The organism is Mesorhizobium sp. M0954 (assembly GCF_040319155.1).
GTDB lineage: Bacteria > Pseudomonadota > Alphaproteobacteria > Rhizobiales > Rhizobiaceae > Mesorhizobium.
Map to the genome: position 1 here is coordinate 137,690 of NZ_JAMYNR010000008.1, position 26,374 is coordinate 164,063.

The following is a 26,374-nucleotide window of genomic DNA, read 5'->3' on the forward strand; positions in this document are numbered from 1 at the left end:
GCGATGATCGGCCAGTCCCCGCTCCGCACCTTCATCGCCCATGCCGTGCTCATCCTCGGCATATTGATCGTGGCTTTTCCGATCTACTACACCTTCGTTGCCTCGACGCACACGCTGCAAACGATCCTCAGGCCGCCCCTGCCGCTCTTGCCCGGCGGCCAGCTATGGAACAATTACAGCGAGGCGCTGTTCGGCGGCATCGGTCGTATCGGCGGGGTCAGCGTCGGCAGGCTGCTCCTCAACACCACGATCATGGCGCTCGGCGTTGCGGTGGGAAAGATCTTCATCTCGATCCTGTCGGCCTACGCGATCGTGTTCTTTCGCTTTCCGTTGCGCATGACCTTCTTCTGGCTGATCTTCATCACCTTGATGCTTCCAGTCGAGGTGCGCATCCTGCCGACCTACAAGGTGATGGTCGATCTCGGCATGATCGACACCTATGCCGGCCTGATCGTCCCGCTGATCGCCTCGGCCACCGCAACGCTGCTGTTTCGCCAGTTCTTCATGACCATACCGGGCGAATTGGTCGAGGCGGCGCGTGTCGACGGTGCCGGGCCATGGCGCTTCTTTTTCGATATTCTGGTGCCGCTGTCGCGGACAAACATCGCCGCGCTGTTCGTGATCCTCTTCATTTATGGCTGGACGCAGTATCTTTGGCCGCTGCTCGTCACCAACAGCAACGACATGAACACCATCGTCATCGCGCTGAGAAAGATGGTTTCCTTCGCCGATGCCGACACCCAATGGCACCTCGTGATGGTCACGGCAATGCTGGCCATCGTGCCGCCGATCCTGGTGGTCGTGCTGATGCAACGCTGGTTCGTGCGCGGTCTGGTCGAATCCGAAAAGTGAGAAGCCGATGGCGACCGTGGATCTGAAGGATGTCAGGAAAATCTATCCCAGCGGCGTTGAGGCCGTGAAGGGCGTTTCCATCGCCATTCCCGACAAGGAGCTTTGCGTGCTGGTCGGCCCCTCCGGCTGCGGCAAGTCTACGCTGCTGAGGATGATCGCCGGACTGGAGACGATTTCTGCCGGTACAGTCGCCATCGACGGCAAGGTGGTCAACGCCATTGGCCCGACCGAGCGCGACATCGCCATGGTGTTCCAGAACTACGCGCTCTACCCACATATGAAGGTCTATGACAACATGGCCTATGGCCTGCGCAACCGCGGCACGCCGAATGACGAGATCGACAGCAGGGTACGCTCGACTGCCAAGGTGCTGGAGCTTTCGGCGCTGCTCGACCGGCGCCCGCGCGAGCTTTCCGGCGGTCAGCGCCAGCGCGTCGCCATGGGTCGCGCCATCGTGCGCAACCCGAAGGTCTTCCTGTTCGACGAACCGCTGTCCAACCTCGATGCGAAATTGCGCGGGCAGATGCGCATCGAGATCAAGAATCTGCAGCGCTCGCTTGGCGTCACCTCGGTTTATGTCACGCACGACCAGCTTGAGGCGATGACGCTGGCCGACATCCTCGTCGTCATGAACGCCGGCCTGGTCGAGCAGACCGGCGCGCCGCTTGATGTGTACGAGAAACCGGCCTCGACCTTCGTCGCTTCGTTCATAGGCGCACCGCCGATGAATCTGCTGGCGCTCACAGAGGCCTCCCCAAGCTCGGTATTGGCGGACGGTACTGTGATTGGCTTGGCGCCTCGACAGGGCAAGGCAGTGACGCTAGGCTTTCGTCCGGAGGACGCCGACATCACCTTCGCGGCAGAGGCGCCGGCCGGCGCGCTCGCGCTGCCGGCAACAGTGGAAGCGGTCGAACCGGTCGGTGCCGAAAGCTTTCTCCATTGCGTGGCAGCCGGCAGCCGCATCGTCGTGCGCGTCTCAGGCCGCGCCAGCGCCAAGCCAGGCGACCAATTGCGCGTCGTGGCCAGGTCCGAAAAGCTGCATTGGTTCGATCAGGCGGGCAAACGGGTCGATTGAAGTCGGCCTTGCGCAAAACCGTTCAGGCAAACACATGCGCCTTGCCCGACACGGTCAGCCGGACGATCTCGCCGATCGCCGGCGCGTCCATGCCCGGCTTGCGCAGGATCAACGGCGTATTGCCGATAGCGGCGGCGTCGGGCGGATCGGGGCTGTTCAACAGACGCACCGCGATGGTGCACATCGAGCCGGCGAACTCCGATTCTGTCACCTCGCCGAACAGCATGTCCGGCGTGCCGGACATGCCTTCACGCGATGTGCGCTTAAGCAACACCTGCTCCGGCCGCAGCATGATGCGGGCGACGTCGCGCCGCTCCGAGCTGTCGACAGCGATGCGGCCGAGCGGCGAGATGGCGAAGCCATCGGCGATCCTTGCCGGCAGGACGATGGCGTCGCCAAGGAACTCGGCGACCATCCTGTCCTTCGGCTTGAAATAGAGCTCGCGCGGCGTGCCGACCTGCGAGAATTTGCCGTCGCGCATCACCGCGACCTGGCTGGCGAATGACAGCGCCTCGGCCTGGTCGTGGGTGACCAGGATGGTGGTGATGCCGGCGGTTTCAAGGAGCTCGGCCACGGCCTTGCGCATCGAGGCGCGCAGGCCGGTGTCGAGCGCCGAGAACGGCTCGTCGAGCAGCATCAGCCGCGGCTTCATGGCCATGGCGCGGGCGAGCGCGACGCGCTGCTGCTGGCCACCGGAGAGTTCGTGCGGACGGCGCTTCAGGATACCTTTGTCCAGCCCGACGACATAGGCGAGCTCGGCGATGCGCTCACTGCGCTTTTCCTCGTGACGCCCCATGCCGAAGCCGATATTGGCGGCGATGCTCAGATGCGGGAATAGAGCGCCGTCCTGCGCCACCAGCCCGATGCCGCGGCGATGCGCCGGCACGGCCGTGTCGCCATCGGCCAGCACCTCGTCATCAAGCACGATGCGGCCCTGGTCCGGCGCCTCGAAGCCGGCGATCAGCCGCAGCAAGGTGGTCTTGCCGCAACCGGACGGCCCGACGATTGCCGTACGGCTGCCGCTGGCCACGCTGAGGTCGACGCCGGCAAGTGCTGCCACGGGCCCGTAGTGCTTGTGGATGCCGCTCAGCTCGAGAAAGCTCATCGCCCGGCCATCCGCTTCGACTGGACGTAGAGCAACCAGGTCAAAGGCAGCGACATCGCCACCATGATCAGGGCATAAGGCGCCGCCGACGCATAGTCGATCTCGCCGCTATAGGACCAAAACGCCATGGCCAGCGTGCGGGTGCCGTTGGGCGCCAGCATCTGGGTTGCGGTCAATTCGTTCATGATACCCAGCGCGACCAACGCCATGCCGGCTGCGGCGCCCGGCGCCGACAGGCGGATGGTCGTCGACCACAGCGCCTTGAGCGGCGACCGGCCGAGGCTGGAGGCGGCGCGTTCGAGCTCGACCGGCGCCTGTGCGATCGACGCCCTGAGGCTAATCAGAGCGCGCGGCAGGAACATCAGCGCATAGGCGACCAGGATGGTGAACAGGGTCTGGTAGAGCGGCATGGCGATACGCACGGCGATGGTGACCAGCGCCAGGGCGATGACAACGCCGGGCAACGCGCCGACGATATAGTTGCAGCCCTCCAGGACGCGTTGCAGCCGCCCCGGCGCGCGGATCGAAATCCACGCCATCGGCATTGCCGCGACGGTGGCGAGCAGCGCGCCGGCAATTGCTAGGAACAGCGTTTGGCCAAGCGCCAGGCCGATCTCGTCGAGCCGCCAGACATCGGCGCCGCCGGCCATGAGCCAGCGGCCGATAGTGGCGAACGGCACGCCGAGCGCCAGCAGCGTGGTAATGGCAGGCAGCAGCAGGCAAGGAATGGTGGCGCGCCCAAGGCCCGTGCGCTGCTGCTGGCGCGCAGCACCCGAACCGACGCGGGCATAGCGCTCCTCGCCGCGCACCAGCACCTCCAGCCCGAGCAGCACAAGGCAGCAGGTCACCAGCACGCCGGCCAGCATGTTGGCGGCGGGACCGTTGAAGGTCGACTGGAACTGGTCGACGATCGCGGTGGTGAAGGTGTCGAAGCGGATGAAGACATAGAGCCCGTATTCGGCCAGGAGATGCAGGCCGACCAGCAGGGAGCCGCCGCAAATAGCGAGCCGGAGCTGCGGCAGCACGACACGCCTGAACACACGCCACGGGCCGAGACCAAGGGCTGCCGCTGCATCCTCGAGAGCGGGATCGAGCCGGCGCAATGCCGCCGCCACCGGCAGATAAAGGAAGGGGAAATAGGCGATGACCGACACAAGCACGCCGGCCCACAGGCCGTGCAGTCTGGGCACCATGGTGACCCAGGCGTAACTGTGGACGAAGGCCGGAATGGCGAGCGGCGCCACCGACAGCCAGGCCCATAGGCGGGCACCCGGCAGATCGCTGCGCTCGGTCAGCCAGGCCAGCGTGACCGACAGCACGATCGAGATCGGCACCGCCAGCACCACCAGCAGGCTGGTGTTGACCAGAAGCTCGCCGACGCGCGGCCTGAACACCAGCGCCGCCACCGTTTCCCAGCCGGTCTGCACCGCCACCCAGACGATGAAGGCAAGCGGCAGCAGCGCGAAAAGCGAGACAAAGACGGCAGCCAACGCAATCCATGAGACCGACCAACGACGTGCCCGCACGGCCGTGGCGTCGGCCGGCAAGCCTGGGCGTGCGAGATCGATCGCGGATTGCATCAGATCAGACGTTGCGCCAGCTCCGCCCGGAGGCGGAAACGATCGGCGGCGGATAATCTCGCGGGTAGCTTGTGGTCATAGGCAAATGCCATCTTGAAAACAGAGCGCTCCTGTGGAAAGCGAATTCCCACAGGAGCGCAGTCGGTTGCCCTTTTAGGACGAACGCCGGCTAAAGCAAGCCGGCCGCCGTCATCAGGTCGGTCACCTTTTTCGAGTTCAGCGTCGTCGGGTCGACTTTCGGCGCCTGCAGATCGGCCAGCGGCACCAGCTTCGGATTGGACTCGGCGCCCTTGCCGACTGCGTATTCGAACGAATCGCCTGTTTTCAGCACGTCCTGGCCGCCATTGCCGGTGACCCATTTCAGGAAAGCCTGCGCTTCCTTCGGGTGCTTGCTCGAGGCCAGCACACCACCGCCGGAAACCGAGACGAAAGCGCCGGGGTCCTGGTGCTTGAAATAGTGCAACTCGACATTCTTGCTGTTCTCGCCGGTCTTGGCCTGATCGCCGTAGTAGTAATAGTGGTAGATCACGCCGCCTTCGACCTCGCCGGCATTGACCGCCTTCATCACCGTGCTGTTGCCCTTATAGGCGGTAAAATTCTCCTTCATCGCCTTCAGCCATTCGGCCGTCGCTGCCTCGCCCTTGAGCTGCAGAAGCGCGCTGACGATCGCCTGGAAATCGGCGCCGGAGGGCGAAGCGGCCCAGCGGCCCTTCCAGCTCGGATCGGCGAGATCGAGCAGCGATTTGGGCAGCTGGTCGGCGCTCAGCTTGGTCTTGTTGTAGGCAAAGACGGTGCTGCGCGCGGCAACGCCGACCCATTTGCCGCTCGCCGGCTGGTACTCCTGCGGAACCTGGGCCAGCGTCTCGGTGTCGACCGGTGCGAACAGGCCGGCCGCCTCGACCAATGCCATGGCCGGCGAATTCTCCGTCAGGAATACATCGGCGGGCGAAGCGGTGCCTTCGGCAACAATCTGGTTGGAAAAATCGCTGTCGCCGCCATTGCGGACGGTAACCTTGATGCCGGTTTCCTTGGTGAATCCCTCCGCCCAAGCCTTGGTCAGGTTTTCGTGCTGGGCGTTGTAGACGACGATGCCCTCGTCCTCTGCCATTGCCGGGCCGGCGATCAGGCTGATTGCAAGTGCTGTCGCACCGGCAAGGGCGGAAAGAGCATATTTCATGGCGTCGTCCTCGATTTCGATTGGCTTTGGCTTGGCACGCTGCACCTATCAATACATGACTAGCGCAGTCAACATTGCTGGCCCACTCAATCGCTCAAAAGGAGCAAACTTTCGTGATGCTCAGCTAATTTGCCTTGGATATTATTTCGCCGGCCACGTAACAAATCAGCGCCGAGACGCGAATATCGGGGAGTGAACTCTTGTGAGCGGCAAGGACGAAGCCGAGCTTTCACGGCTGCTGCGGGCCGCGATCGCCGGAGACGAAAGAGCCTATGCCGACTTTCTGCACCGGATCGCCGCGCTCGTTCGTGGCTTTGCCCGGCGCAAGATCGTGCAGGGCGGGGTGGATCCCGAGGATGTAGTGCAGGAAACCTTGCTGGCCATTCATGTGAAACGACACACCTGGCGCCATGATGCGCCGGTGCTGCCTTGGGTCTATGCAATAGCCCGCTTCAAGCTGATCGATGCGTTCCGGCGGCGCGGTCGGCGGATCGAGATCGAGATCGACGAAATCGCCGAGACCTTTGCCGAGCCGGAATCGGAGACGGTGAGCGAGCGCGACGTCAACCGGGCGCTCGACAGCCTGTCGCCGGCACAGCGTTCCGTCGTCTCGGCCGTATCGGTCGAAGGCCGGTCAATCGGTGAGACCGCGGCCAAATTCGGCATCAGCGAGACGGCTGTGCGGGTGTCACTGCACCGCGGGCTTGCCGCCATTGCCAAACGGTTCAGGGCGGGGCGGGAATAAGAATAACATGAGGACCGAAGATTTCATCAGGGCGCTTGACGCCGATGCCCGCAGCAAGGCGCTGCCGCTAGGCACCGCCTGGTGGCTTGCCGCCGGCGTGGCCATCGTGATCGCGGCCGCGGTTTTCTGGCTGACGATCGGCCCGCGCCCCGACATTGCGATCGCCATGCACACGATGCGGTTCCTGTCCAAATTCGTCTTCACGATTGCTCTTGCCGTCAGCGCCTTTGTCCTGGTGCGTGGGCTGTCGACGCCCGGTGCATCGACCGGCCGGGCGGTGAGCTGGATGATCGCCGCGCCGCTGCTGGTGATTGTGGCTGTGATTTTCGAACTCTTCGCCGTGCCTGCGTCCGACTGGGGCACGCGCCTGGTCGGCACGAACAGGGTCATCTGCCTGACCTTCATTCCGTTGATCGGGATCGGCCCGCTTGCCGTCTTTCTCGCGGTGCTGCGCCATGGCGCGCCGACAAGGCCGGTGCTTGCCGGTGCGGCCGCGGGCCTGCTTGCCGGCGGGCTGGCGGCGACCTTCTATGCGGCGCATTGCTTCGACGATTCGCCGCTTTTCGTCGGCACCTGGTATACGATCGCGGTCGCCATCCTTGCCGTGCTCGGGGCGCTCGGCGGACGACTTTTTGTGCGCTGGTAGCGAGGCGATCAGCGTGTCGGAACGGGATGCTCGCCGCGATAGTCGTAGAAGCCGCGCCCGGTCTTGCGGCCGAGCCAGCCGGCCTCGACATATTTGACCAGCAGCGGGCAGGGGCGGTATTTCGAATCCGACAGCCCGTCATGCAGCACCTGCATGATCGATAGGCAGGTATCGAGCCCGATGAAGTCGGCAAGCTGCAGCGGCCCCATCGGATGGTTGGCGCCGAGCTTCATGGCGGTATCGATGGCGTCGACCGAGCCGACACCTTCATAGAGCGTGTAGATCGCCTCGTTGATCATCGGCAGCAGGATGCGGTTGACGATGAAGGCCGGGAAATCCTCCGAGACGGTGATCGTCTTGTCGAGCTGCTTCACATAGGTTTTTGCCGCCTCGAAGGTCTGGTCCTCGGTGGCGATGCCGCGCACCAGTTCGACCAGTTTCATCACCGGAACCGGATTCATGAAATGTATGCCGATGAAGCGTTCCGGCCGGTCGGTCTGCGAAGCCAGCCGTGTGATCGAGATCGATGACGTGTTCGTCGCCAGGATGGCCTCGGGGTTGAGCTGCGGGCAGAGCTGGGCGTAGATCTTGCGCTTGACCGTCTCGTCCTCCGTCGCTGCTTCGATCACCAGATCGGCGCCCGCAAGGTCGGCCATGGCCGGTGCCGCCGAAATGCGCGCCATAGCCTCATTGCGCAGCTTTTCCTCGAGTTTGCCTGAGCCGACCTGACGGGCCATGTTGCCGCTGATCGTAGCGATGCCCTTTTCGATGCGGTCGGGCGAAATATCGTAAACCAGCACCTTATAGCCCGCCAGCGCCGACACATGGGCGATGCCGCCACCCATCTGGCCCGCGCCGATGATGCCGATCGTTTCGATCTTGCTCATTACCCGATCCCGTCGAGGCCTTTGCGGCCCGTTTTTTGTGCAGTGCAAACTAAAAGGGCGGGGCGACTTCGTCTACCCCACCCCTCAGAATTTAATACGCTTTGGCAGAAGGCGTCAAAGCGCCTTTTGCAGTTCCGGCAGAATGACGAAGAGATCGCCGACGAGACCGTAGTCGGCGACCTGGAAGATCGGCGCTTCCTCGTCCTTGTTGATGGCAACGATCACCTTCGAATCCTTCATGCCGGCAAGGTGCTGGATGGCACCGGAGATGCCGACGGCAATATAAAGGTCGGGCGCTACCACCTTGCCGGTCTGGCCGACCTGCCAGTCGTTCGGCGCATAGCCGGCATCGACGGCGGCGCGAGATGCGCCAACCGCCGCACCGAGCTTGTCGGCGACCGGCAGGATGACCTCCTGGAACTTCTCGGAGGAGCCCAGCGCACGGCCGCCCGAGATGATGATCTTGGCCGAGGTCAGCTCTGGACGGTCGGTCTCGGAGAGCTTGTTCTCGACAAAGCTCGACAGGCCGGGATTGGCCGCCGCCTGGACCGTCTCGACCGGCGCGGAACCGCCCTCGGGCGCTGCCTGGAAGGAAGCGGTACGCACCGTGATGACCTTCTTGGCGTCACTGGACTGCACCGTCTGGATGGCGTTGCCGGCATAGATCGGCCGCTTGAAGGTGTCGGGCGACACGACTTCGATGATTTCAGATATCTGGGCGACATCGAGCAGCGCCGCCACGCGGGGCGCAACGTTCTTGCCCGACGAGGTCGCCGGCGCGATGATCGTCTCGTATGGCTCTGCAAGCGAAACGACGAGTGCCGCCAGCGGTTCGGCGAGACGCTCGGTCAGTTCGTCGGCGTCGGCGAGCAGTACCTTGGTGACGCCCTTGAGCTTGGCGGCGGCGTCCGCTGCCGGCTTGGCGCCTTTGCCGGCAACCAGCACATGCACGTCCGAACCGATCTGGAGCGCCGCCGAAAGCGCCTTGGCGGTCTGGTCGGAAAGCGCAGCGTTGTCGTGTTCGGCAATCAGAAGAATAGCCATGATGTTTTCCTGACTTTCGTCTTCGAGGCTCCTGAAATCCGGTCAGGCCGAGTCGAAAACGGTTGGTTTCGAGAACCGGAGCGGAGCGTACTTCAGTACGTGAGCACCGGAAGCGGAGAACCGGCCGTTTGCAGGCCGGCCTCATCGGATTTCCTTAGAGCACGCCGGCTTCGTTCTTCAGCTTGTCTACCAGTTCGGCGACGCTCTTGACCTTGACGCCCGCCTTGCGGCCGCCCGGCTCCTCGGTCTTGATCACTTTAAGCCGCGGCTTGACGTCGGCGCCGTAATCGGCAGGGCTCTTCTCGTCGAGCGGCTTCTTCTTGGCCTTCATGATATTGGGCAGAGAAGCGTAGCGTGGCTGGTTCAGCCGCAAATCGGCCGTGACGATCGCCGGCATCTTCAGTTCCAGCGTCTGCAGGCCGCCATCGACCTCGCGCGTCACCGTGGCCTTGTCACCGTCGAGCACGATCTTGGAGGCGAAGGTGCCCTGCGCCCAGCCGAGAAGTGCGGCCAGCATCTGGCCGGTCTGGTTGGAATCGTCGTCGATCGCCTGCTTGCCGAGAATGACAAGGCCGGGCTGTTCTGCCTCGACGACGCCCTTCAGCACCTTGGCGACGCCCAGCGGCTCAGTCTGCTCGTCGGTCTTGACCAGGATGGCGCGGTCAGCGCCCATGGCGAGCGCCGTGCGCAAGGTCTCCTGTGCCTGCTGCGGCCCGATCGACACGACGATGATCTCTTCGGCCTTGCCAGCTTCCTTCAGCCGGATCGCCTCTTCGACCGCGATCTCGTCGAACGGGTTCATCGCCATCTTGACGTTGGCGAGTTCCACCGCCGAACCGTCCGCCTTCACCCGGACCTTGACGTTCGCATCCACAACCCGCTTCACGGGCACAAGGATCTTCATTTGCCTGCCACCTCTTTCACGATAGTCTTTTCACGCTCGTCGGGCGCGCTATAGCAGCGTGCACCTCTTCATAGTTGTCGAAAGCCGACATTCCGGACGGAATTCTGGTCTTCGCCACGCCAGTAGGGTGGCGCTTCCGTAGTTGCGGCGACCCCGCGCGTCAATATCCGAGGCGCACTCGGATCCTCGGCGAAGCACTCAAATCGGTTCAGTCCGGACCGGAAACGCTTCCCCGGCCCCAGCGCGGCGCCGGCTGCGCAGGTTGTGGGTCGCTTGGCGCCGGCTCCCCGGCTACGGGCGCCGGACCGGCGACCACGGCCGGCTCCTCGTCTGCGCCGGCGAGTAGCGGTACGCCGCGGCTGCGCAAGACAAGCACCAGCACGGCTCCAGCGATGATGCCGCCGATATGGCAGGCCCAGGAAACCTGATCCTCGCCCCCCTGGGAGAACATGAAGATCTGGAACAGGATCCACAGGATCAGCGGGATGAAGGCCGGGATGCGCAACGGGATGCGCGCGAAGACCAGCACCCATACCTTCACCCGCGGATAAAGGATCAGATAGGCGGCGACCACACCGGCGATGGCGCCCGACGCGCCAATCAGCGGCACCCGCGAATCCCAGGCAACCAGACCCTGGAAGAAAGCGCCGGCAATGGCGCAAAGCAGATAGAAGACGAGGTAGCGGATGTGGCCGAGTGCATCCTCGACATTGTCGCCGAACACCCACAGGAACAGCATGTTGCCGCCGAGGTGGAAGATATCCGCGTGCAGGAAGGAATAGGTCAGATAGCTCAGGCTCTCCGGAATGACGACAAATTGCGGAGCGAGGTCGACGCTGTCATGCACAACCGACGGGATGAAACCGAGGCCCATCACCGTGGCGTTGGCGAAATCCTCGCCGCCTAATGTGGTGACAAAGTAGATCAGCACGTTGAGCGCGATCAGGCTGATCGTCACATATTGCAGCTTGATGTGCCGCAGCCTGTTGGTGTCGTAAAGCGGGATGAACATCAGGTCCCCAGCTCGGCAGATTTCAGCGGTTCTTGCCGGGAACCCATAGCACGTCGGCATTTCCGTTGTCATTGACCGCGCGTGCGGCGACGAACAGAAAGTCCGAGACACGGTTGATGTATCTTATCGCCTCGCGGTTGACGTGCTCGTCCGGGTCTTGCGACAGCGCCACCATGATGCGCTCGGCGCGGCGGGCCACCGTGCGGGCGAGGTGAAGGGCAGCCGCCGCCGGCGTACCGCCGTTGAGCACGAAGGATTTGAGCGGCTCAAGGTCCTTGTTGAGGAGATCGATATCCTGTTCGATGCGGTCGGTCTGCGAGGCGATGATGCGCAACGGCTCGTAGTCGAGCGGCTTGCCATTATCGGGGACCGCCAGATCGGCGCCGAGATCGAAAAGGTCGTTCTGGATGCGGCCGAGCATCGCATCGATCGCCGGATTTACTGCCGCGGTATGAATGCGGGCCATGCCGATGCAGGCATTGGCCTCGTCGACCGTGCCGTAGGCGTCGATGCGAAGGTCGGATTTCAGCCGCCGCTCGCCGGAGCCGAGACCGGTGGTGCCATCGTCGCCAGTGCGGGTGTAGATCTTGTTGAGCTTGACCACGGGGTACCTCCCGGCTGGTGCTGCGTCACTTACGGGTGAAATACACCGCCAGCATGATCAGCACCAAGGCCACGAACTGCAAGAGCACGCGCGTCTGCATCAGCTTGTTGGAGGTCATGCTGGAGCCGCCGCGCATCATGTTGATGAGGCCGCGGATCAGCACGATCACCACTGCGACCATGACAAGAACGGCGAGGATGTTGAAGACGGTTGCCATGGTGTGTTCCAGTTGAATTGCGTTCAGGCGCGATTGGCGAGCAGACGGTAGAGTGCAGAAGCCGGCAGGATGCGTTTAAGGATCACACCGATCCTGGCCGGCACTGTTACCACATAATGCGGGCGCGGGCGCCGCGACAGAAGCGCATGGTGCAAGGCGGCATAAACCACCTCCGCCCCGGGCTTCAGCCGCGATGTGCTGCCGCCGGCCCGCAGCCGTTTGAGTTGCGCCGCATAGGCGAGGCGATGAACGGAATTCTCGTGATCGATATTCGCCAGGAACCATGCGAGGCTGTTGCTGGCGATCTTCGATTTCACCGGCCCCGGCTCGATCAGCGAAACATGGATGCCGCTGCCGAGGAGTTCTTGATAGAGGGACAGCATCAGCCCTTCGATAGCGTGCTTCGATGCCGAGTAGGCGCCGCGAAAAGGCACCGGCGCGAGGCCGAGGATCGATGAGCAATGAACGAGACGACCATGGCCCTGACGGCGCATCACCGGTACGACGCGGCGAGTGAGATCATGCCAGCCAAAGACATTGGCCTCGAACTGCTGCCGTAAAGCCTCGACCGGCAGGTCCTCGACGGCGCCGGGTTGTCCGTAGGCGCCATTGTTGAAGAGCGCACCGAGCCGGCCGCCGGTCCGTTCCAGCACCGACGCCACCAGCGCCTCGATCGATCCGGGCTCGGTGTAGTCCAGATAAAAGGCCTCGATGCCGTCGGCCTCGAGCGCGGCGATATCTTCGGGCTTTCGGGCCGTTGCGAACACCCGCCAGCCTTCCCTCTTAAGAGCATAGGCGCAATAGGCGCCTATGCCGGAAGAGGCACCTGTGACAATGATGGTGCGCAACTCTTCTCCGGGAGGAATGGTGGTTTGACCTAGGGTTGTCATTTACCGCAAACCCTTCCCATATTCGCGGCGTCGGGACAATCGAAGGGAACGCGGTTCTTGTTGCGGAAGATCGTAGCCCTCAAACGCGTCCTCTACGACGCGCTCGGCCATTTCAACACCGACGACGGCTGGGCAATGGCCAGCCATCTGGCGATCACCGCGCTGATGGCGCTTTTTCCTTTCCTGATCTTCGCTACGACGCTGGCGAGTTTTTTCGGCGCGCAGGCTTTCGCCGACACCGCCGTGCACCTTGTGTTCGACACATGGCCCGAGCAGATCGCCAAACCGATCGCGCGCGAGGTGCTCAACGTGCTTACCGTCCGGCGCAGTGACCTGTTGACCTACGGTATCGTGCTTGCCGGATATTTCGCCTCGAACGGCATCGAGGCGCTGCGCACCTCGCTCAACCGGGCCTATCGTGTCTCGGAAACGCGCGGCATCATCTACCGGCGGGTGCAGAGCATCATCTTCGTGCTGATCGCGACGGCCGGGTTTTTGGCCATCAGCGTGCTGCTGGTCTTCGCGCCGTTGCTGGCACGGCTGGCCGAGTCGCATTTCGAATGGATAAAGCCCTACATGGGCACGATCACGCTGTGGCGTTACGTCATCGCCTCGGTCGTCATCATCGGCGGCCTGTTCGCCGTGCATTTCTGGTTGCCGGCCGGCAAGCGCCGCTTCGTTTCGATCGTGCCTGGCATCATCTTCACGCTGGTCGGCTGGCTCATCGGGTCGACCATCTTCGCCGCCTATCTCGATCATTTCTCGTCCTATGTGACGACCTATGCCGGCCTCGCCTCGATCATGATCGCCGTCGTCTTCCTCTACATCGTATCAGCGATCTTCATCCTCGGTGGCGAGCTCAACGCCGCGATCAGCCGCTATTTAGAGGCGCGTGCCCGCGTCGGCGGCTGAGCCGTCGCCAGCCCGACGCCGAGCGTCGCGATCGCCATGCCGGCGATCTGGAGCGGGCTCAAGTGCTCACCGAACAATGCCCAGGCGATGACCGCGGTGACGGCCGGCACGAGGTAAAACAGCGAGGCGACCTTCGACATTTCGCCGTCGCGGATCATCACCATCAACAGGAAGATGGCGCCGATCGACAGCACAAGCACGAGCCAGGCCATGGCGAAGATCAGTTCGCCATTGACGATGACCGTTCGCGTCTCGAAGGCTAGCGAGGCCAAGGCCATTACAGATGCGCCGCCGACATATTGCCAGAACGTGGCAGCCACCAGATCGCCGCCGGAAGCAAAGCGCTTCTGCCAGATCGTGCCGGCGCTCATGCCGAGCACCGAGACAAGTGAGGCGCCCAGTGTTTCGGCCGTCACCCCGCCGCCGAGCGCGCCGAGCTTCGGCCAGAGCACGATCACCACACCGATCAGCCCGAGGCCGAGACCGGCCCAGTGGCGCGGCAGGATGGCCTCGCCGAGAAGCCTGCCGGCGAGCACTGCCGTGATCAGCGGCTGCAGGCCGACGATCAGGGCTGAAAGCCCAGCGGGCATGCCCCGGTGGATGGCCCAGAACACGCCGCCGAGATAGACGCCATGCATCAGGATGCCGGCGCCGGTCGCGTGCAGCGCCTCGTCGCGGGTGGCGCGGCTCGAACCAAGTGCGGCCATCAAAGCGACAAGCAGGATTGCGGCCAGGACAAAGCGCGCGGCCAGGAAAGTAAAGGGCTCCGCCCACGGCATGGCATAGCGCGCGCCGATGAAGCCGGTCGCCCACAGGACGACGAAAGAGGCGGGGATGAACCGCTTGAGGCTGTGCATTTTTCCGGAGGCCACGCGTCGGTGAGGACTGATTGTCGCGCTTGCTCTAATGCCGTTCCGAGCGGAAGGCAAAACCAAACCGTTGATCCATAGGCTCAATTCCATTCAAGGAATGCCTTTGGCGCCGCTAGAGACCGACCAGCCGCCTCACATCGTCCGGCGATGCGCCCGTCTTACGCTGGGCGGCAAGGCCGGTATCGCCAAGACTCTTCGACAGCTTTCGTCCGTCCGGGCCGAGGATCAGGCGATGGTGAAAATAGGCCGGCTGCGGCAGGCCAAGCAGTTGCTGAAGCAGCCGCTGCACGCTGGTCGCGGAATAGAGATCCTGGCCGCGCACGACATGGCTGACGCCCTGCAGCGCGTCGTCCATGGTGACGGCGAGGTGATAGCTGGTCGGGATTTCGCGGCGCGCCACGACCACGTCGCCCCAATCCTGCGGATGGGCTTCGACACGACGCGTCGCGGAGAGCGTCTCGTCCGTGTATTCGGCCCATGACAGGTCCTTGCCGGCGCGCGCTATTGCCGCATCGACGTCCAGCCGCCAGGCAAATGGCACATTTTCGGCCTGGCGCCGCTTGCGTTCGCTCGCCGTCAACGCCTTGTCGGCGGCAGGATAGAGCGGCACGCCGTCCGGGTCGCGCGGCCAGTCGCGGCCACGCTTCTCGCTGTCGGCGATAAAGGCGCGGATCTCACTTCTGCTCATGAAGGCCGGGTAGACAAGTTCTTCCTCGATCAGCCGCTCGAGCATCGCCCGATATTCGGCAAAATGCTCGGACTGGCGGCGCACCGGTTCCTCCCAGCCAAGCCCCAGCCATTTCAGGTCGCGAAAAATGCCTGCCTCGAATTCCGGCGTGCAGCGTGTCGTGTCGATATCCTCGATGCGCAGCAGCAGGCGTCCGCCCGTCGCCTTTGCCAATTTCTGATTGAGCAGCGCCGAATAGGCATGGCCGAGATGCAGTTCGCCGTTCGGGCTCGGCGCGAAGCGGAATGTCAGCAGTGTCATTGTCCGGCGGCAATCGGGTTGTGTGGCGCTTTCGCCAATTGCTACTTTGCGCCGGTGGCGTCGTGCGTCCAGAGGGACACGTGACGAAGCGTGCGGCACTTTTGATTTTGGAACAAGCAGACATGCAACGCATCGCCAGTCTCGACGACATTGCGCAAGGGCTGGATAGGCTATGCTTACTCGACCCACGCCTGGAAAGAGTGCGCGGCATGGCCGGCGAGGTGCCGCTCAGGCTATCGGAGCCGGGGTTCAGGAGCCTTGCTTCCATCGTCGTTTCGCAACAAGTGTCCCGCGCGAGCGCCGACGCCATCTTCGGCCGGCTGACGAGACTGCTCGATCCGCTGACGCCGCAGGCGATACTTGCCGCCGACGAGGTGATCTTTCGCGAGGCCGGGCTGTCGCGACCCAAGCAGCGCGGCCTGCTTGCCGTCGCCCGGGCGGTGGCCGACGGGCTCGACCTCGATCACCTCTGTCGGCTCGATGCAAGCGAGGCGATCGCGGCCATGACCAGGGTGCCGGGGATCGGCCCGTGGACGGCTGAAGTCTACCTTTTGTTTGCCGCCGGACACCCGGACATCTTTCCGGCGCGCGACGTTGCATTGCAGAGCGCGGTCGGCCATGCACTAGGCATCGACCCGCGTCCGCCGGAGAAAATGCTGATCCGGCTTGCCGAATCATGGAGCCCGTGGCGCGGTGTCGCATCGCGGCTTTTCTGGGCTTATTATCGCGAATTGAAGGGCAGGGATGCCGCGCCTCCGGCCTGAATCCGCAAAAAAGCATTGAAATCATGCGTTTTTGAGACCCGGCATGATCGACAATCCGCTTCACATCCCTGTCATGTCGGGCTTACAGTATCCGCGTCGACCGGTTCTAGGGTGAAGGAGGTCAACGACGTGACGGTTGCCGTATCTCCGGATGGGCTTCCAGCGCTGGTGCTGAATGCGGATTACCGTCCGCTCAGCTATTACCCCCTGTCGCTCTGGTCCTGGCAGGATGCCATCAAGGCGGTGTTCCTCGAGAGGGTGAACATCGTCGCCGAATACGAACACGCCGTCTCTTCACCGACCTTTTCGATGAAGCTGCCGAGCGTCGTCAGCCTGAAGGCTTACGTGAAGCCGTCGAGGCATCCGGCGTTTACCCGTTTCAACGTCTTCCTGCGTGACCGTTTCCAATGCCAATATTGCGGCACGCCGGACGATCTGACGTTCGACCATGTCATTCCTCGCCATCGCGGCGGCGCCACGACCTGGGAGAATGTCGTCGCTGCCTGCTCGCCCTGCAATCTGAGGAAGGGCGGCATGATGCCGGCCCACGCCAAGATGTGGCCGCTGCAGAAGCCCTACCAGCCGACGGTGCATGATTTGCATAATAACGGCCGGCTGTTCCCGCCCAACCATCTACACGAAAGCTGGATGGATTATCTGTACTGGGATGTCGAACTCGAACCATAGAGTTCGGCAGAAATCCGCCATGCCGGTCGCCTGACGCAGCTTTCCGCGCTTCCGGTGCTCACGTACTTTAGTACGCTCCGCTCCGGTTCTCGAAAGCCACGTCATGCACTCCGGCCTGACGAATTTCTGGACGAACTCTGCGTTGTGCCGCTCAGTCGCGGGCGAAGGCGCTGCGGAAGGCTACGACCGTCAGGACAAAGCTGGCGATGGCGTTCCAGCCGGCCAGCGACAGGCCGAGGATGCGGAGCGCCGCCTTGTCGCAGGAGGGCGGGACGAATTTGTCGAGCGCATCGAGCACGCCCTTGCCGCCGGTGTCCACCGGCCCGGCGGCTGCGGTGCAATCGGTCGGGCCTGGCCACCACGCCCATTCGACGCCGGAGTGATAAACGCCGAGATAGACGCCGTAGAGCATCAGCAGGCCGCCAATAGCCAGCAGGCCACGGCTTACCCAGGCTGGCGCGTGAAGAGCCGACGCAAGCACCGCCAGCAGCATCAAGGGCACGCCGACGTAGTAAGGCGTGCGCTGCTCGAGGCAGAGCTTGCAGGGGATGTAGCCGCCGAGATACTGGAAGGCCAGCGCCGAGCCGACCGTGGCGGCCATGGCGACAGCGAGAAACAGGGCGGTGCGCAGCCGCTGGCGTCCGGTATCGGCATTCACGGTCGCTGTCATCGGACTCAGTCCATTCGGTTCGATGCCGTTCAGACGGCGTATTTGACGACAATATAGAGCAAAATCAGGGCAGCGGCGGCGGCGCCTGCAATCTGGCCAAGGCGCTTTTCGATGAAGTGGCGGATCGGCTCGCCATAGCGGCGCAACAGCCACGCGAGAAACAGGAAGCGAGCACCGCGCGCCACGATTGCCAGCACGATGAACAGCAGCAAAGGAACACCGATGACGCCCGACAGGATCGTCACAACCTTGATCGGCGGCAGATGGGCGAGGCCGGAGGTGACCAGCATCAGGATGATGAAGCCGACACCCGATGAGACGCGCATCGCTTCGAACTCGTCATATTTGCCATAAAATTCGAGGATCGGCCGCGCCACCGCATCATAGGCATAATGGCCGATGAACCAGCCGGCGATGCCGCCCAGCACCGAGGCGACGGTGGCGACCAGCGCGTAACGATAGGCGCGATCCGGCCGCGACAGCGCCATCGGCAGATAGAGGACGTCGGCCGGCACCAGGAACACCGAGCTCTCGACGAAGGCGATGAAGGCCAGCCACCATTCGGCGGATTTGCTCGCCGCCAGCGACAAGGTCCAGTCGTAAAGTCCGCGAAGCATCGGCACTCCTAATGCACGCCCAAACCAGAAGCGGTCTTGGGATCACGACATGTACAAACAAGACTTGGAAGCGCCCCGCATCAACCTCGTCGGACAAGGTGCGCTTCAATGACATGCGCCGCCTGTCTAGAAAGATTTTCCGCGCTGCACAATGGCAGCTGCTTCACGAAATCGAAAGGCTGAGGCTTGAGCGAGCCCAGATGTCGGGATTTGGCCAGTTGACGAACAGGCCTCCAACCGTATAGTCCGCGCCCATCCAGGCCGCCCGGCCTGAGCCCCTATGGCGGAATTGGTAGACGCGCTCGACTCAAAATCAGGATGCGTCTACCGTCAGCCCGCAGGGTAATAGGATTGGAGGTCAATGGGTTAGGAGTTAAGAGCCGCTTAATTCTCGAACTGCCACCCTCTGCGTAGGTGCAGCATGAGAGCGTTGAGAGGTAAATGAGTTAGCGCCTTGCGGGTGTGGTGAAACTGGTAGACGCGCTGGATTCAAAATCCAGTTCCGAAAGGAGTGTCGGTTCGAGCCCGACCACCCGCACCAACTATCGGCCAACAAACTTTGAGAACGGCAGTCATTTCACCTGTCGCGCCAGAGTTCGAATCGTGTCGGCCGCCCACCTCCACCAGGATACTCCGCAATGTCCGGTGATGGATGGGACAGATCAATACATAAAATCAATATGTTATGAGAGATCGTGTGCAAAAACTGCACACGAAAGGTCCGCTACTCTTCTGGTTTTCGTTCCTGCGATGGAGTAGCCGACGGGCCTCTTGGGACGCCTGTTGAGTAGCTGCGCTGTCCTATCCTGCGAGGACCGTTGCTGGTGTATCCGCGATCTGCCGTCTTTCAGATGGCGGACGTCACCCATGTCGGTCGACCAAGATCAAGCTTGATCCCGCTGACCACGCGACGCCGCTGATGTGCTCGACACCAATGCCCGACTGCGTCGGCGCATTACGCGTGAGCCGTAAGAAATAAAATGACCAGTGCGCTTGAGCCCGCTGCAATATCAAAAAGATGCCCCGGCTTCAGGGAGGCCACACGCGCCGCCCATTCGTCGGCTGTGAAAGCGCGTCGTTGCAATGCAAGTGAAAAAAACTACCGGCCAATCAAAGCGAACATTTCTGGACTGTTTGCCGACCGAGGCGGAGTTTGATGAGGCTCAACTTCAGCCGGGACCGAAATGGCCTTACCGACCGATCCAGATCACCACGCCCGGGAGACGCTCCGGCTGATCGGCCCCGATCCGCAGAACTGGGTGCCGGACCGGGAAGGCATCGACCACAATGTCTTCATCGTTGGCGGTGGGCAGACGGGGGCGACCTTTGCCTTCGCGTTGAGGCGTGCCGGCATCGGCAAGGTTACTGTCGTCGACGCGGCACCGGATGAAAGCAAGGCCGGCATCTGGTTCACTCATGCACGGATGAACCGGCTGCGAACGCCAAAGGGCTTGCCGGGGCCGGAACTCGGCTTGCCGGGCTTGAGCTTTCAGTCCTGGTACGAAGCCCGCCACGGTGCGGAAGCCTATGCCGGATTCGACCGCATCGCACGGACGGATTGGGCGAACTACCTGAAATGGTATCGCGCGTTCCTCGGTATCGGCATCCGTTACGGCACGCGTCTCATTCGCATCGAGCCGGCCGGCGGGCTTTTTCGCCTCCACCTCGAAGCCGACGGCACGCCATCGGTCGAAACGGCGCGCAAGATCATTCTGGCCAATGGCTTTGGCGGCAGCGGCGGTCCAGTGATACCGGCGGTACTTGCCGCCTTGCCGCGGGGCCTTGTCGCACACAGTTCGGCGGCAATCGATTTTGCCTCGCTCAAGGGCAAGGCAATGGCTGTCGTCGGGTCGGCGGCTTCGGCATTCGATGCGGCCGGAGCTGCCCTTGAGGCCGGCGCGAAATCGGTGCGTCTCTTTGCCCGCCGCAACAGCATTGCCAGTGTGCCGATCAACCGCGTGCGCGGCTATCCCGGCGCCTATGACAATTATCCTCGGCTGCCCGATGCGGTGCGCTGGCGCCAGGCATTGCGCTTCCGCGAGGCCGGTTCAACGCCGCCGCTCGATGCGGTGGAGCGGGCGGTGCGGCACCAGAATTTTCATCTCCATCTCGGTGCCCCCTGGACAAATGCGGATGTCGAAGACGGCAAGGTCGTCACCGATATCGCAGGCGAGACGTTTGCGTTCGACTTCGTCGTCGCCGGCACCGGCTATTTCGCCGACCCGACGCGCAAGCCTGAGTTCGCCGATTTCGCCGCCACCATCCGGCTATGGCGCGACCAGTACGCGCCGCCGGAAGCAGAGCTGGATGAATTTTTCGGCGCCCATCCTTATCTCGGCCTCGGCCATGAATTTCTCGAGAAGGCGCCGGGGGAGGCGCCATTCCTGAGGAATATCCATGTCTTCAATCCCGGCGGCTTTGTCAGTTTCGGCCTGCCGATCGGCGATGTGCCGTCGATCAGGCGCGATGTGCCGGCCGTTGTCGCGCGCATCAGCCGCGATCTCTTCCTCGCCGATCTCGACAGCCATGAGAGCCGCATAACCGGGAGCCATCCGGCCGAGTTCGGCGAAGACGCCTATGCCGCTTCCGTCTCGCGGCCGGCGCAGACCATCGCGGCGGAATAGACGCATTTCCATGGACAAACGCCGATGACCTTCAGCCCTGACCTTTCCGACCCGTTCGTCGCCACGGCGGTCGAACTGCGCGAAATCTTCGATCGGGATGCCGTGGCGCGCGACAAGGCCGGCGGCCGGCCCGTCGAACAGATCCGCCTGCTGAAGGAAAGTGGTTTGCCGTCGGCGCAGATTCCCAAGCGCTATGGCGGCAAGGGCGCACCCTGGCTGTCGGTGCTTCGCGTCGTGCGCGAATTCGCCCGCACCGACGGCTCGCTCGCCCATCTCTACGGATACCATCATCTGCCGCTCAATGGCGTGCTGTTCCGTGGCACGCAGGCGCAGAGGGACCGGCTGCTGACACGCTCGGCAAGGGAGAACTGGGTCTGGGGCAATTCCGGCAACGCCATGTCGAAGACGTCGACGGCCAGGCGCAACGGCACGGGCTGGATCCTGAGCGGCTTTCGGCCGTTCTCCTCCGGTTCCCACATCGCAGACTACATCCAGGTTGCCTGGGAGGACGGCCAGGATAGACTAGCGGCAGCGATCCCGGCTGACCGTGAGGGCATCGTCATCGAGGATGACTGGGATGGTGTCGGCCAGCGGCAGACCGGCAGCGGCAAGGTGACGTTCAAGGACGTGCATGTCGGCGACGACGAACTGATTGGCTCGCCCGCGGTGCCGCTGACGCCGTTCCAGACGCTGACGTCACTGTTCCAGCAGGCGGTCCTGCTCAACCTGTTCGTCGGCAGCGCGCAAGGAGCGCTGAGCGAAGGCCGGGACTATACGGTCTCGCAATCGCGCCCCTGGGTCTATTCCGGCTATGAGAAACATACCGACGATCCGTTCGTGCAACGCAAATATGGCGACCTCTATATCCGCACGCTCGCCGCGGCCGAACTGGCCGATATAGCAGCATGCAGCCTCGATGCCGCCTATGGCCAGGGCGAGGCGTTGACCCTGGAGCAGCGCGGGCAGACGGCGATCGATCTCGCCACCGCCAATGTCTACGCCGGACAAGTCGGCCTCGACGCGTCGAGCGAGGTTTTCGAGGTGATGGGCGCCCGCTCAGCCACCAAGGCCAACGGCTACGACAGGTTCTGGCGCAACGTGCGCACGCACACGCTGCACAATCCGGCCGAATACAAGAAGCGCACGATCGGCACCTGGTTGCTGACCGGGGAATTCCCGGCCGGCGGACTGTACCGCTGAGGAGGCGAAAAAAATGGCCAGGCGCAAGGACAAGCTCAAGCTGGGAGCGTTTCTGCTCTTCACCGGTCACCATGTGGCGGCCTGGCGCCATCCAGCGGCAGGCGAGGGGACCAGCCTCGGCGACTACGTCGAACTTGCCCGGCTGGCGGAAGCGGCCAAATTCGACGCGATCTTCTTTGCCGATGGCGTCGCGGCGCGGCTGAGCAACCTCGAGGCCGCCAGCCGCAAGGCGCATAGCGGCGTCTATCCGTTCGAGCCGATCACGCTGCTGTCGGCACTGTCGGCCGTGACCAGGAACATCGGCCTCATCGCCACGGCGTCGACCAGTTTTTCCGATCCCTACAATCTGGCCCGCCAGTTCGCGTCGCTCGACCATCTGAGCCGCGGGCGCGCAGGCTGGAATCTGGTCACCTCTTCCGATCCGGAGGCAGCGTTCAATTTCGGTCACGAGACGCATATCCAGCATGGCGAGCGCTACGACCGCGCCGAGGAATTCGCCGATGTCGTGCTCGGCCTGTGGGACAGCTGGGAGGATGACGCCTTCCCGCGCGACAGAGCAAGCGGGCGCTATTTCGACAAGGACAAACTGCATGTGCTGAACCACAAGGGCCAGCACTTCAAGGTGCGTGGTCCCCTGAACACGCCGCGAACGCCGCAAGGTCGTCCGGTCGTGGTCCAGGCCGGCGCGTCGGGTCCGGGCAAAGAGCTGGCGGCTCGTACCGCGGAAGCGATTTTCGCCGCGCAGATCACGCTCGACGAAGCCACCGCCTTCTATGCCGACGTCAAGGGCAGGCTCGGCAAATATGGCCGCTCGGAGGATGACCTGAAAGTCCTGCCAGGCATTTTCCCGGTCGTCGGCCGCACTGAAGCCGAGGCGCGGGGGAAGTTCGAACAGCTGCAGGATCTCATCCAGCCGGAAGTCGGCCTCGGTCTGGTCTCGGCGCTGGCCGGCGGCTTCGACCTCAGCGCCTATCCGCTCGACGGGCCGGTGCCGGATTTGCCGGAGACCAATGCCGGCAAGAGCCGGCAAGCGCTGGTGATCGATCTGGCGTGGCGCGAGAACCTGACGATCCGGCAGCTTTATCTGCGCATCGCCGGCGCCCGCGGCCACTGGCAGGTGGTCGGCACGCCGCAACAGATCGCCGACACCATGGAAGAGCGGTTCGAGAATTACGGCGCCGACGGCTTCAACATCATGGCGCCGATCATGCCCGGCGGCCTGAAGGATTTCATCGAGCTGGTGGTGCCGGAACTGCGCCGCCGTGGCCTGTTCCGCGACGAGTATGAGGGCAGCACCTTGCGCGACAATCTCGGCCTGAAGCGACCGGCAAACCGTTTTTCGCGGCATGCCGCGGCAGCTGCGGAATAGGCCGGCAATGGCGCGCGACACGCTCTTTCTCATCCAGCCGGGTTTCGCCGACCCAAATCAGCCGGGCCAGACGTTCGTCTGCCCCTATTGCAACCAGGTTGAGGGATTGCTCGCAGCCTTTCCCGATCTCGCCGCCAGACTCGACGTTGAGCGCGTGCCGTTTTCGAGGCCGAGAGGCAAGGTGATCGACGCGCTCGGCGAACGGCACCAGTCGCTGCCGGTGCTGATCATCGGCAGCAATCCGCCCGCCGACTTGCCGACGGCCAAGGGCAAGGTCTTCGCCGATGACACCAGGCGCATTCTTGCACTGCTTGCCGAGCGCCACGGCTTTCCGCATCTGCATGAGTGACAGCATGACCTTCGATCCTGATACCTCCAATCCATGGATCGCCAAGGCGGCCGAGCTGCGCGAGATCTTTGCCCGCGACGCGGTCGAGCGCGACCAACTTGGCGGCAGGCCCGTCGAGCAGATACGGCTGCTCAAGGAGAGCGGCCTGCTCACCATCGTCATTCCCAAGGAATTCGGCGGCGCCGGCGAACCCTATTCGACGGCGCTGAAGATCGGCCGCGAGTTCGCCAAGGTCGACGGCTCGATCGGCCATATCTATGGCTACCATTTCAGCGCATTGATCGCCGCCAGGCTCAACTCGGACGAGCCGCGTTCAGCCGATCTGCTTCGGCGTTCGGCTGCCGGCGACTGGTTCTGGGGCAACACCGGCAACAGCTTTTCCAAAACGCTGTTCGGCCGCAAGGATGGCGAGTGGACGATCGTCAATGGTTTCAAACCCTTTGCCTCCGGCTCGCATGTTGCCGATTATCTTTCGACCTCGTGGGAGGACGAGAGCAGCGGCGAGAGGAAGTTTGCAGCGATCCCCGCGGACCGTGAAGGCATCACCGTTCTCGATGACTGGGACGGCATCGGCCAGACGCAGACCGGCAGCGGCAAGGTCGCCTACAAGGACGTCAGGATCCACGACAGCGAGTTGGTGCGCGGTTGGGTCGACGCGTCGTTGCCAATCCGCACCATCGGCCCGCTGCAGCAGCAGAGCGTGTTGCTCAATGTCTTTGTCGGCACGGCCCAGGGCGCGCTGCTGGCGGCGCGAGATTATACGCTCAACAGTTCGCGGCCGTGGATGTATTCCGGCGTCGAGCGCCATATCGACGATCCATGGATCAAGCGGCAGTATGGCGAGCTGTGGGTCAAGACGCGGGCGGCGACGGCGCTGGCCGATCGCGCGGCGGCGGCGATCGATCATGCGATCGCGCGCGGCAAGGCGCTGACCGAGCAAGAACGCGGTGAGGCGGCGGTTGCCGTCGCCGCGGCCAATGTGCTGGCAGGCGATGTTGCGCTCGAAGTCACGACCGAGATATTCGAGGTCATGGGTGCCCGCTCGGCGGTGCGCAAATACGGCTTCGACCGCTTCTGGCGCAACGCACGCATTCACACCTTGCACAACCCTGCCGAATACAAGACCCGCACCGTCGGCACCTGGTATCTGACCGGCGCATATCCCGAGCCCGGCGTCTTTCGATGAGCGGCCGGCAGCTCCATCTCAACGTCAACATCCTGCATGCCGGCTTCTCGCCGGCGGCATGGCGGATGGACGGCGTCGACCCCTATGCCGCCTTCACCGTCGGCCACTATGTGCACGTGGCGAAGATCGCCGAGCGCGCCAAGCTCGACGCCATCTTTCTTGCCGATCAGGCAGCAATCTCGGACCGCATTGACTATCGGCCGATCACATCTCTGGAGCCGACGATTGTGCTGGCGACGGTAGCCGCCGCAACCGAGCGCATCGGCCTGATCGCCACCGCTTCAACCAGCTTCAACGAGCCCTACAATATCGCCAGGCGCTTCGCGACGCTCGACCATGTCAGCGACGGACGCATCGGCTGGAACATCGTCACCACGGCCGATCCCGCCTCGGCCCGCAATTTCGGCCTCAACGGTGCCATCGATCATGGCCGGCGCTACGAGCGGGCGGCGGAATTTGCTGACATCGTCAAGGCATTGTGGGACAGCTGGGAGGACGATGCCTTCATCGGCGACGTCGCCGGCGGGCGCTTCGTCGATGCCACCAAGGTTCACGCCATCGACCACAAGGGCGCACATTTCTCGGTGCACGGCCCGCACAATGTGCCGCGTTCGCCGCAAGGGCATCCGGTGGTCGTCCAGGCCGGCGGGTCCGATGACGGCAAGGACCTCGCCGCCCGCCACGCCGAAGCCGTGTTTTCCGCATCGCAATCTTTCGAGGAAGCGCTCGGCTATGCGCGGGAACTTAAGGCGCGTGCCGTCGCCTATGGCCGCACCGGCGGCGTGCCGCTCAACCTCGCCGGCCTAGCCACTATCATCGGCAGCACAGAGGGGGAAGCGGAGCGGCGGCAAGAAGAGCTGTGGGATCGCATTCCGCTCGACTACAGCCTTGGGCGGCTGTCCGGCGTGCTCGGCATCGATCGCGAGCGGCTGAAGCTCGATGAGAAGTTGCCGGAACGGATTCAACTGCCCCCCAACGGCGGCCACACCTTCTTCAAGGCCACGCTCGCGCTCGCCCGCAGCAATGATTTCACGGTTCGCCAGCTGATCCGGGCGCTGAACGGCAGCACTGGCCACCGCACCATCGTCGGCACGCCGGAGCAGATCGCCGACGATATCGAAAGATGGTTTGTCGCCGGCGCCGCCGACGGCTTCAACCTGATGCCGGACGTGCTGCCGACCGGACTGGAGGTCTTTGTCGATACGGTGGTGCCGATCCTGCGCCGGCGAGGGGTGTTCCGAACGGAATATGAAGGGCGCACGCTGCGCGACCATCTCGGCCTTATCAGGCCCGAAAGCCGCTTTGCACCGCAGCCGAGCAAGGCGCCAGGGCTGCTAGGGGCAGCCCTTTGAATGATCATCAAAATACAACGGAGCGGAAGGTCCTGCCATTGACCTC

General features: G+C 63.3%; 27 protein-coding genes and 1 tRNA gene. 14 read left to right on the top strand and 14 right to left on the bottom strand.

Annotated elements, in window-relative coordinates; all coding sequences use genetic code 11:
• Positions 1 to 3 precede the first annotated feature (3 nt).
• Together ugpE and ugpC are read left to right on the top strand one after the other, a co-directional pair.
• Positions 4 to 852 (top strand): sn-glycerol-3-phosphate ABC transporter permease UgpE, encoded by an 849-nt coding sequence (ugpE, locus tag NKH93_RS13510; RefSeq protein ID WP_352570555.1) that lies wholly within the window; start codon positions 4 to 6, stop codon positions 850 to 852.
• Positions 853 to 859: 7 nt separating this feature from the next.
• Positions 860 to 1,927, top strand: a complete 1,068-nt coding sequence (ugpC, locus tag NKH93_RS13515; RefSeq protein WP_352489430.1) for a sn-glycerol-3-phosphate ABC transporter ATP-binding protein UgpC — start codon at positions 860 to 862, stop codon at positions 1,925 to 1,927.
• A 22-nt stretch (positions 1,928 to 1,949) separates the two neighbouring features.
• On the opposite strand, the gene NKH93_RS13520 is transcribed toward ugpC, so the two are convergent.
• The 3 genes from NKH93_RS13520 to NKH93_RS13530 all read right to left on the bottom strand — a co-directional run bounded on the left by NKH93_RS13520 (position 1,950) and on the right by NKH93_RS13530 (position 5,789).
• Positions 1,950 to 3,032 carry an ABC transporter ATP-binding protein gene (locus NKH93_RS13520; RefSeq protein WP_352615997.1) on the bottom strand — a complete coding sequence of 361 codons (1,083 nt, stop codon included), beginning with the start codon at positions 3,030 to 3,032 and terminating at the stop codon, positions 1,950 to 1,952.
• Entirely contained in the window at positions 3,029 to 4,612 is a 1,584-nt protein-coding gene (locus tag NKH93_RS13525) for an ABC transporter permease (RefSeq protein WP_352820117.1), read from the bottom strand. The genes NKH93_RS13520 and NKH93_RS13525 overlap by 4 nt, the downstream gene beginning before the upstream one ends.
• A 169-nt stretch (positions 4,613 to 4,781) precedes the next feature.
• Positions 4,782 to 5,789: an iron ABC transporter substrate-binding protein gene (locus tag NKH93_RS13530; RefSeq protein WP_352820118.1), complete on the bottom strand. Its 1,008-nt coding sequence runs from the start codon at positions 5,787 to 5,789 to the stop codon at positions 4,782 to 4,784.
• Between the two features lie 202 nt (positions 5,790 to 5,991).
• Here NKH93_RS13530 and NKH93_RS13535 point away from each other — a divergent pair, with 202 nt between their 5' ends.
• On the top strand, positions 5,992 to 6,534 hold the full coding sequence (locus NKH93_RS13535) for a sigma-70 family RNA polymerase sigma factor (protein WP_352489432.1): 543 nt from the start codon (positions 5,992 to 5,994) through the stop codon (positions 6,532 to 6,534).
• Between the two features lie 7 nt (positions 6,535 to 6,541).
• A complete protein-coding gene (locus NKH93_RS13540; protein WP_352918386.1) occupies positions 6,542 to 7,180 on the top strand; it encodes an NrsF family protein in 639 nt (212 codons plus the stop codon).
• 8 nt (positions 7,181 to 7,188) lie between these two features.
• On the opposite strand, the gene NKH93_RS13545 is transcribed toward NKH93_RS13540, so the two are convergent.
• From NKH93_RS13545 to NKH93_RS13575, 7 genes are all read right to left on the bottom strand, one after another.
• Positions 7,189 to 8,067 (bottom strand): 3-hydroxybutyryl-CoA dehydrogenase, encoded by an 879-nt coding sequence (locus tag NKH93_RS13545; RefSeq protein WP_023677945.1) that lies wholly within the window; start codon positions 8,065 to 8,067, stop codon positions 7,189 to 7,191.
• Positions 8,068 to 8,181: 114 nt separating this feature from the next.
• Complete coding sequence (locus tag NKH93_RS13550) at positions 8,182 to 9,111, bottom strand: electron transfer flavoprotein subunit alpha/FixB family protein (protein ID WP_023677946.1); 930 nt, start codon at positions 9,109 to 9,111, stop codon at positions 8,182 to 8,184.
• Positions 9,112 to 9,265: 154 nt separating this feature from the next.
• On the bottom strand, positions 9,266 to 10,015 hold the full coding sequence (locus tag NKH93_RS13555; protein ID WP_023677947.1) for an electron transfer flavoprotein subunit beta/FixA family protein: 750 nt from the start codon (positions 10,013 to 10,015) through the stop codon (positions 9,266 to 9,268).
• Positions 10,016 to 10,223: 208 nt separating this feature from the next.
• Entirely contained in the window at positions 10,224 to 11,027 is an 804-nt protein-coding gene (locus NKH93_RS13560; RefSeq protein WP_352820119.1) for a rhomboid family intramembrane serine protease, read from the bottom strand.
• 22 nt (positions 11,028 to 11,049) lie between these two features.
• Entirely contained in the window at positions 11,050 to 11,631 is a 582-nt protein-coding gene (locus NKH93_RS13565; RefSeq protein ID WP_023677949.1) for a cob(I)yrinic acid a,c-diamide adenosyltransferase, read from the bottom strand.
• Between the two features lie 25 nt (positions 11,632 to 11,656).
• The gene (locus NKH93_RS13570; protein ID WP_023677950.1) at positions 11,657 to 11,848 is read right to left on the bottom strand and encodes a twin transmembrane helix small protein; all 192 of its coding nucleotides are present in this window, start codon (positions 11,846 to 11,848) and stop codon (positions 11,657 to 11,659) included.
• Between the two features lie 23 nt (positions 11,849 to 11,871).
• Entirely contained in the window at positions 11,872 to 12,738 is an 867-nt protein-coding gene (locus tag NKH93_RS13575; protein ID WP_352820120.1) for an SDR family oxidoreductase, read from the bottom strand.
• A gap of 57 nt (positions 12,739 to 12,795) precedes the next feature.
• Between NKH93_RS13575 and NKH93_RS13580 the strand changes: the two genes are divergently transcribed.
• A complete protein-coding gene (locus NKH93_RS13580) occupies positions 12,796 to 13,650 on the top strand; it encodes a YihY/virulence factor BrkB family protein (protein ID WP_292656768.1) in 855 nt (284 codons plus the stop codon).
• Here NKH93_RS13580 and NKH93_RS13585 read toward each other — a convergent pair.
• Positions 13,617 to 14,507, bottom strand: coding sequence for a DMT family transporter (locus NKH93_RS13585; protein WP_352471389.1), 891 nt, complete (start codon positions 14,505 to 14,507; stop codon positions 13,617 to 13,619). The genes NKH93_RS13580 and NKH93_RS13585 overlap by 34 nt on opposite strands.
• A gap of 127 nt (positions 14,508 to 14,634) precedes the next feature.
• Positions 14,635 to 15,510: a tRNA glutamyl-Q(34) synthetase GluQRS gene (gluQRS, locus tag NKH93_RS13590; protein ID WP_352820121.1), complete on the bottom strand. Its 876-nt coding sequence runs from the start codon at positions 15,508 to 15,510 to the stop codon at positions 14,635 to 14,637.
• A 122-nt stretch (positions 15,511 to 15,632) separates the two neighbouring features.
• On the opposite strand from gluQRS, the gene NKH93_RS13595 reads away from it, so the two are divergent.
• The gene (locus NKH93_RS13595; RefSeq protein ID WP_352471385.1) at positions 15,633 to 16,274 is read left to right on the top strand and encodes a DNA-3-methyladenine glycosylase family protein; all 642 of its coding nucleotides are present in this window, start codon (positions 15,633 to 15,635) and stop codon (positions 16,272 to 16,274) included.
• Positions 16,275 to 16,403: 129 nt separating this feature from the next.
• A complete protein-coding gene (locus NKH93_RS13600; protein ID WP_023677956.1) occupies positions 16,404 to 16,961 on the top strand; it encodes an HNH endonuclease in 558 nt (185 codons plus the stop codon).
• A 151-nt stretch (positions 16,962 to 17,112) separates the two neighbouring features.
• Here NKH93_RS13600 and NKH93_RS13605 read toward each other — a convergent pair whose 3' ends face one another.
• Entirely contained in the window at positions 17,113 to 17,631 is a 519-nt protein-coding gene (locus NKH93_RS13605; protein WP_352452439.1) for a disulfide bond formation protein B, read from the bottom strand.
• 29 nt (positions 17,632 to 17,660) lie between these two features.
• A complete protein-coding gene (locus tag NKH93_RS13610; RefSeq protein WP_023677958.1) occupies positions 17,661 to 18,248 on the bottom strand; it encodes a YqaA family protein in 588 nt (195 codons plus the stop codon).
• Positions 18,249 to 18,704: 456 nt separating this feature from the next.
• Here NKH93_RS13610 and NKH93_RS13615 point away from each other — a divergent pair.
• The 7 genes from NKH93_RS13615 (at position 18,705) to NKH93_RS13645 (ending at position 26,328) form a co-directional block, all read left to right on the top strand.
• A tRNA-Leu gene (locus NKH93_RS13615) sits at positions 18,705 to 18,789 on the top strand.
• 643 nt (positions 18,790 to 19,432) lie between these two features.
• Positions 19,433 to 20,872, top strand: a complete 1,440-nt coding sequence (locus tag NKH93_RS13620) for an NAD(P)-binding domain-containing protein (RefSeq protein WP_352820122.1) — start codon at positions 19,433 to 19,435, stop codon at positions 20,870 to 20,872.
• 24 nt (positions 20,873 to 20,896) lie between these two features.
• Positions 20,897 to 22,072: an acyl-CoA dehydrogenase family protein gene (locus NKH93_RS13625; protein ID WP_352540175.1), complete on the top strand. Its 1,176-nt coding sequence runs from the start codon at positions 20,897 to 20,899 to the stop codon at positions 22,070 to 22,072.
• Between the two features lie 13 nt (positions 22,073 to 22,085).
• Positions 22,086 to 23,441 (top strand): LLM class flavin-dependent oxidoreductase, encoded by a 1,356-nt coding sequence (locus tag NKH93_RS13630; protein ID WP_352918384.1) that lies wholly within the window; start codon positions 22,086 to 22,088, stop codon positions 23,439 to 23,441.
• Positions 23,442 to 23,448: 7 nt separating this feature from the next.
• Positions 23,449 to 23,790, top strand: coding sequence for a DUF3088 domain-containing protein (locus tag NKH93_RS13635; protein ID WP_352683052.1), 342 nt, complete (start codon positions 23,449 to 23,451; stop codon positions 23,788 to 23,790).
• A 4-nt stretch (positions 23,791 to 23,794) separates the two neighbouring features.
• Positions 23,795 to 24,976, top strand: coding sequence for an acyl-CoA dehydrogenase family protein (locus NKH93_RS13640; RefSeq protein ID WP_352471374.1), 1,182 nt, complete (start codon positions 23,795 to 23,797; stop codon positions 24,974 to 24,976).
• The gene (locus NKH93_RS13645) at positions 24,973 to 26,328 is read left to right on the top strand and encodes an LLM class flavin-dependent oxidoreductase (protein ID WP_352918382.1); all 1,356 of its coding nucleotides are present in this window, start codon (positions 24,973 to 24,975) and stop codon (positions 26,326 to 26,328) included. The genes NKH93_RS13640 and NKH93_RS13645 overlap by 4 nt, the downstream gene beginning before the upstream one ends.
• The last annotated feature ends 46 nt before the right edge of the window (positions 26,329 to 26,374 follow it).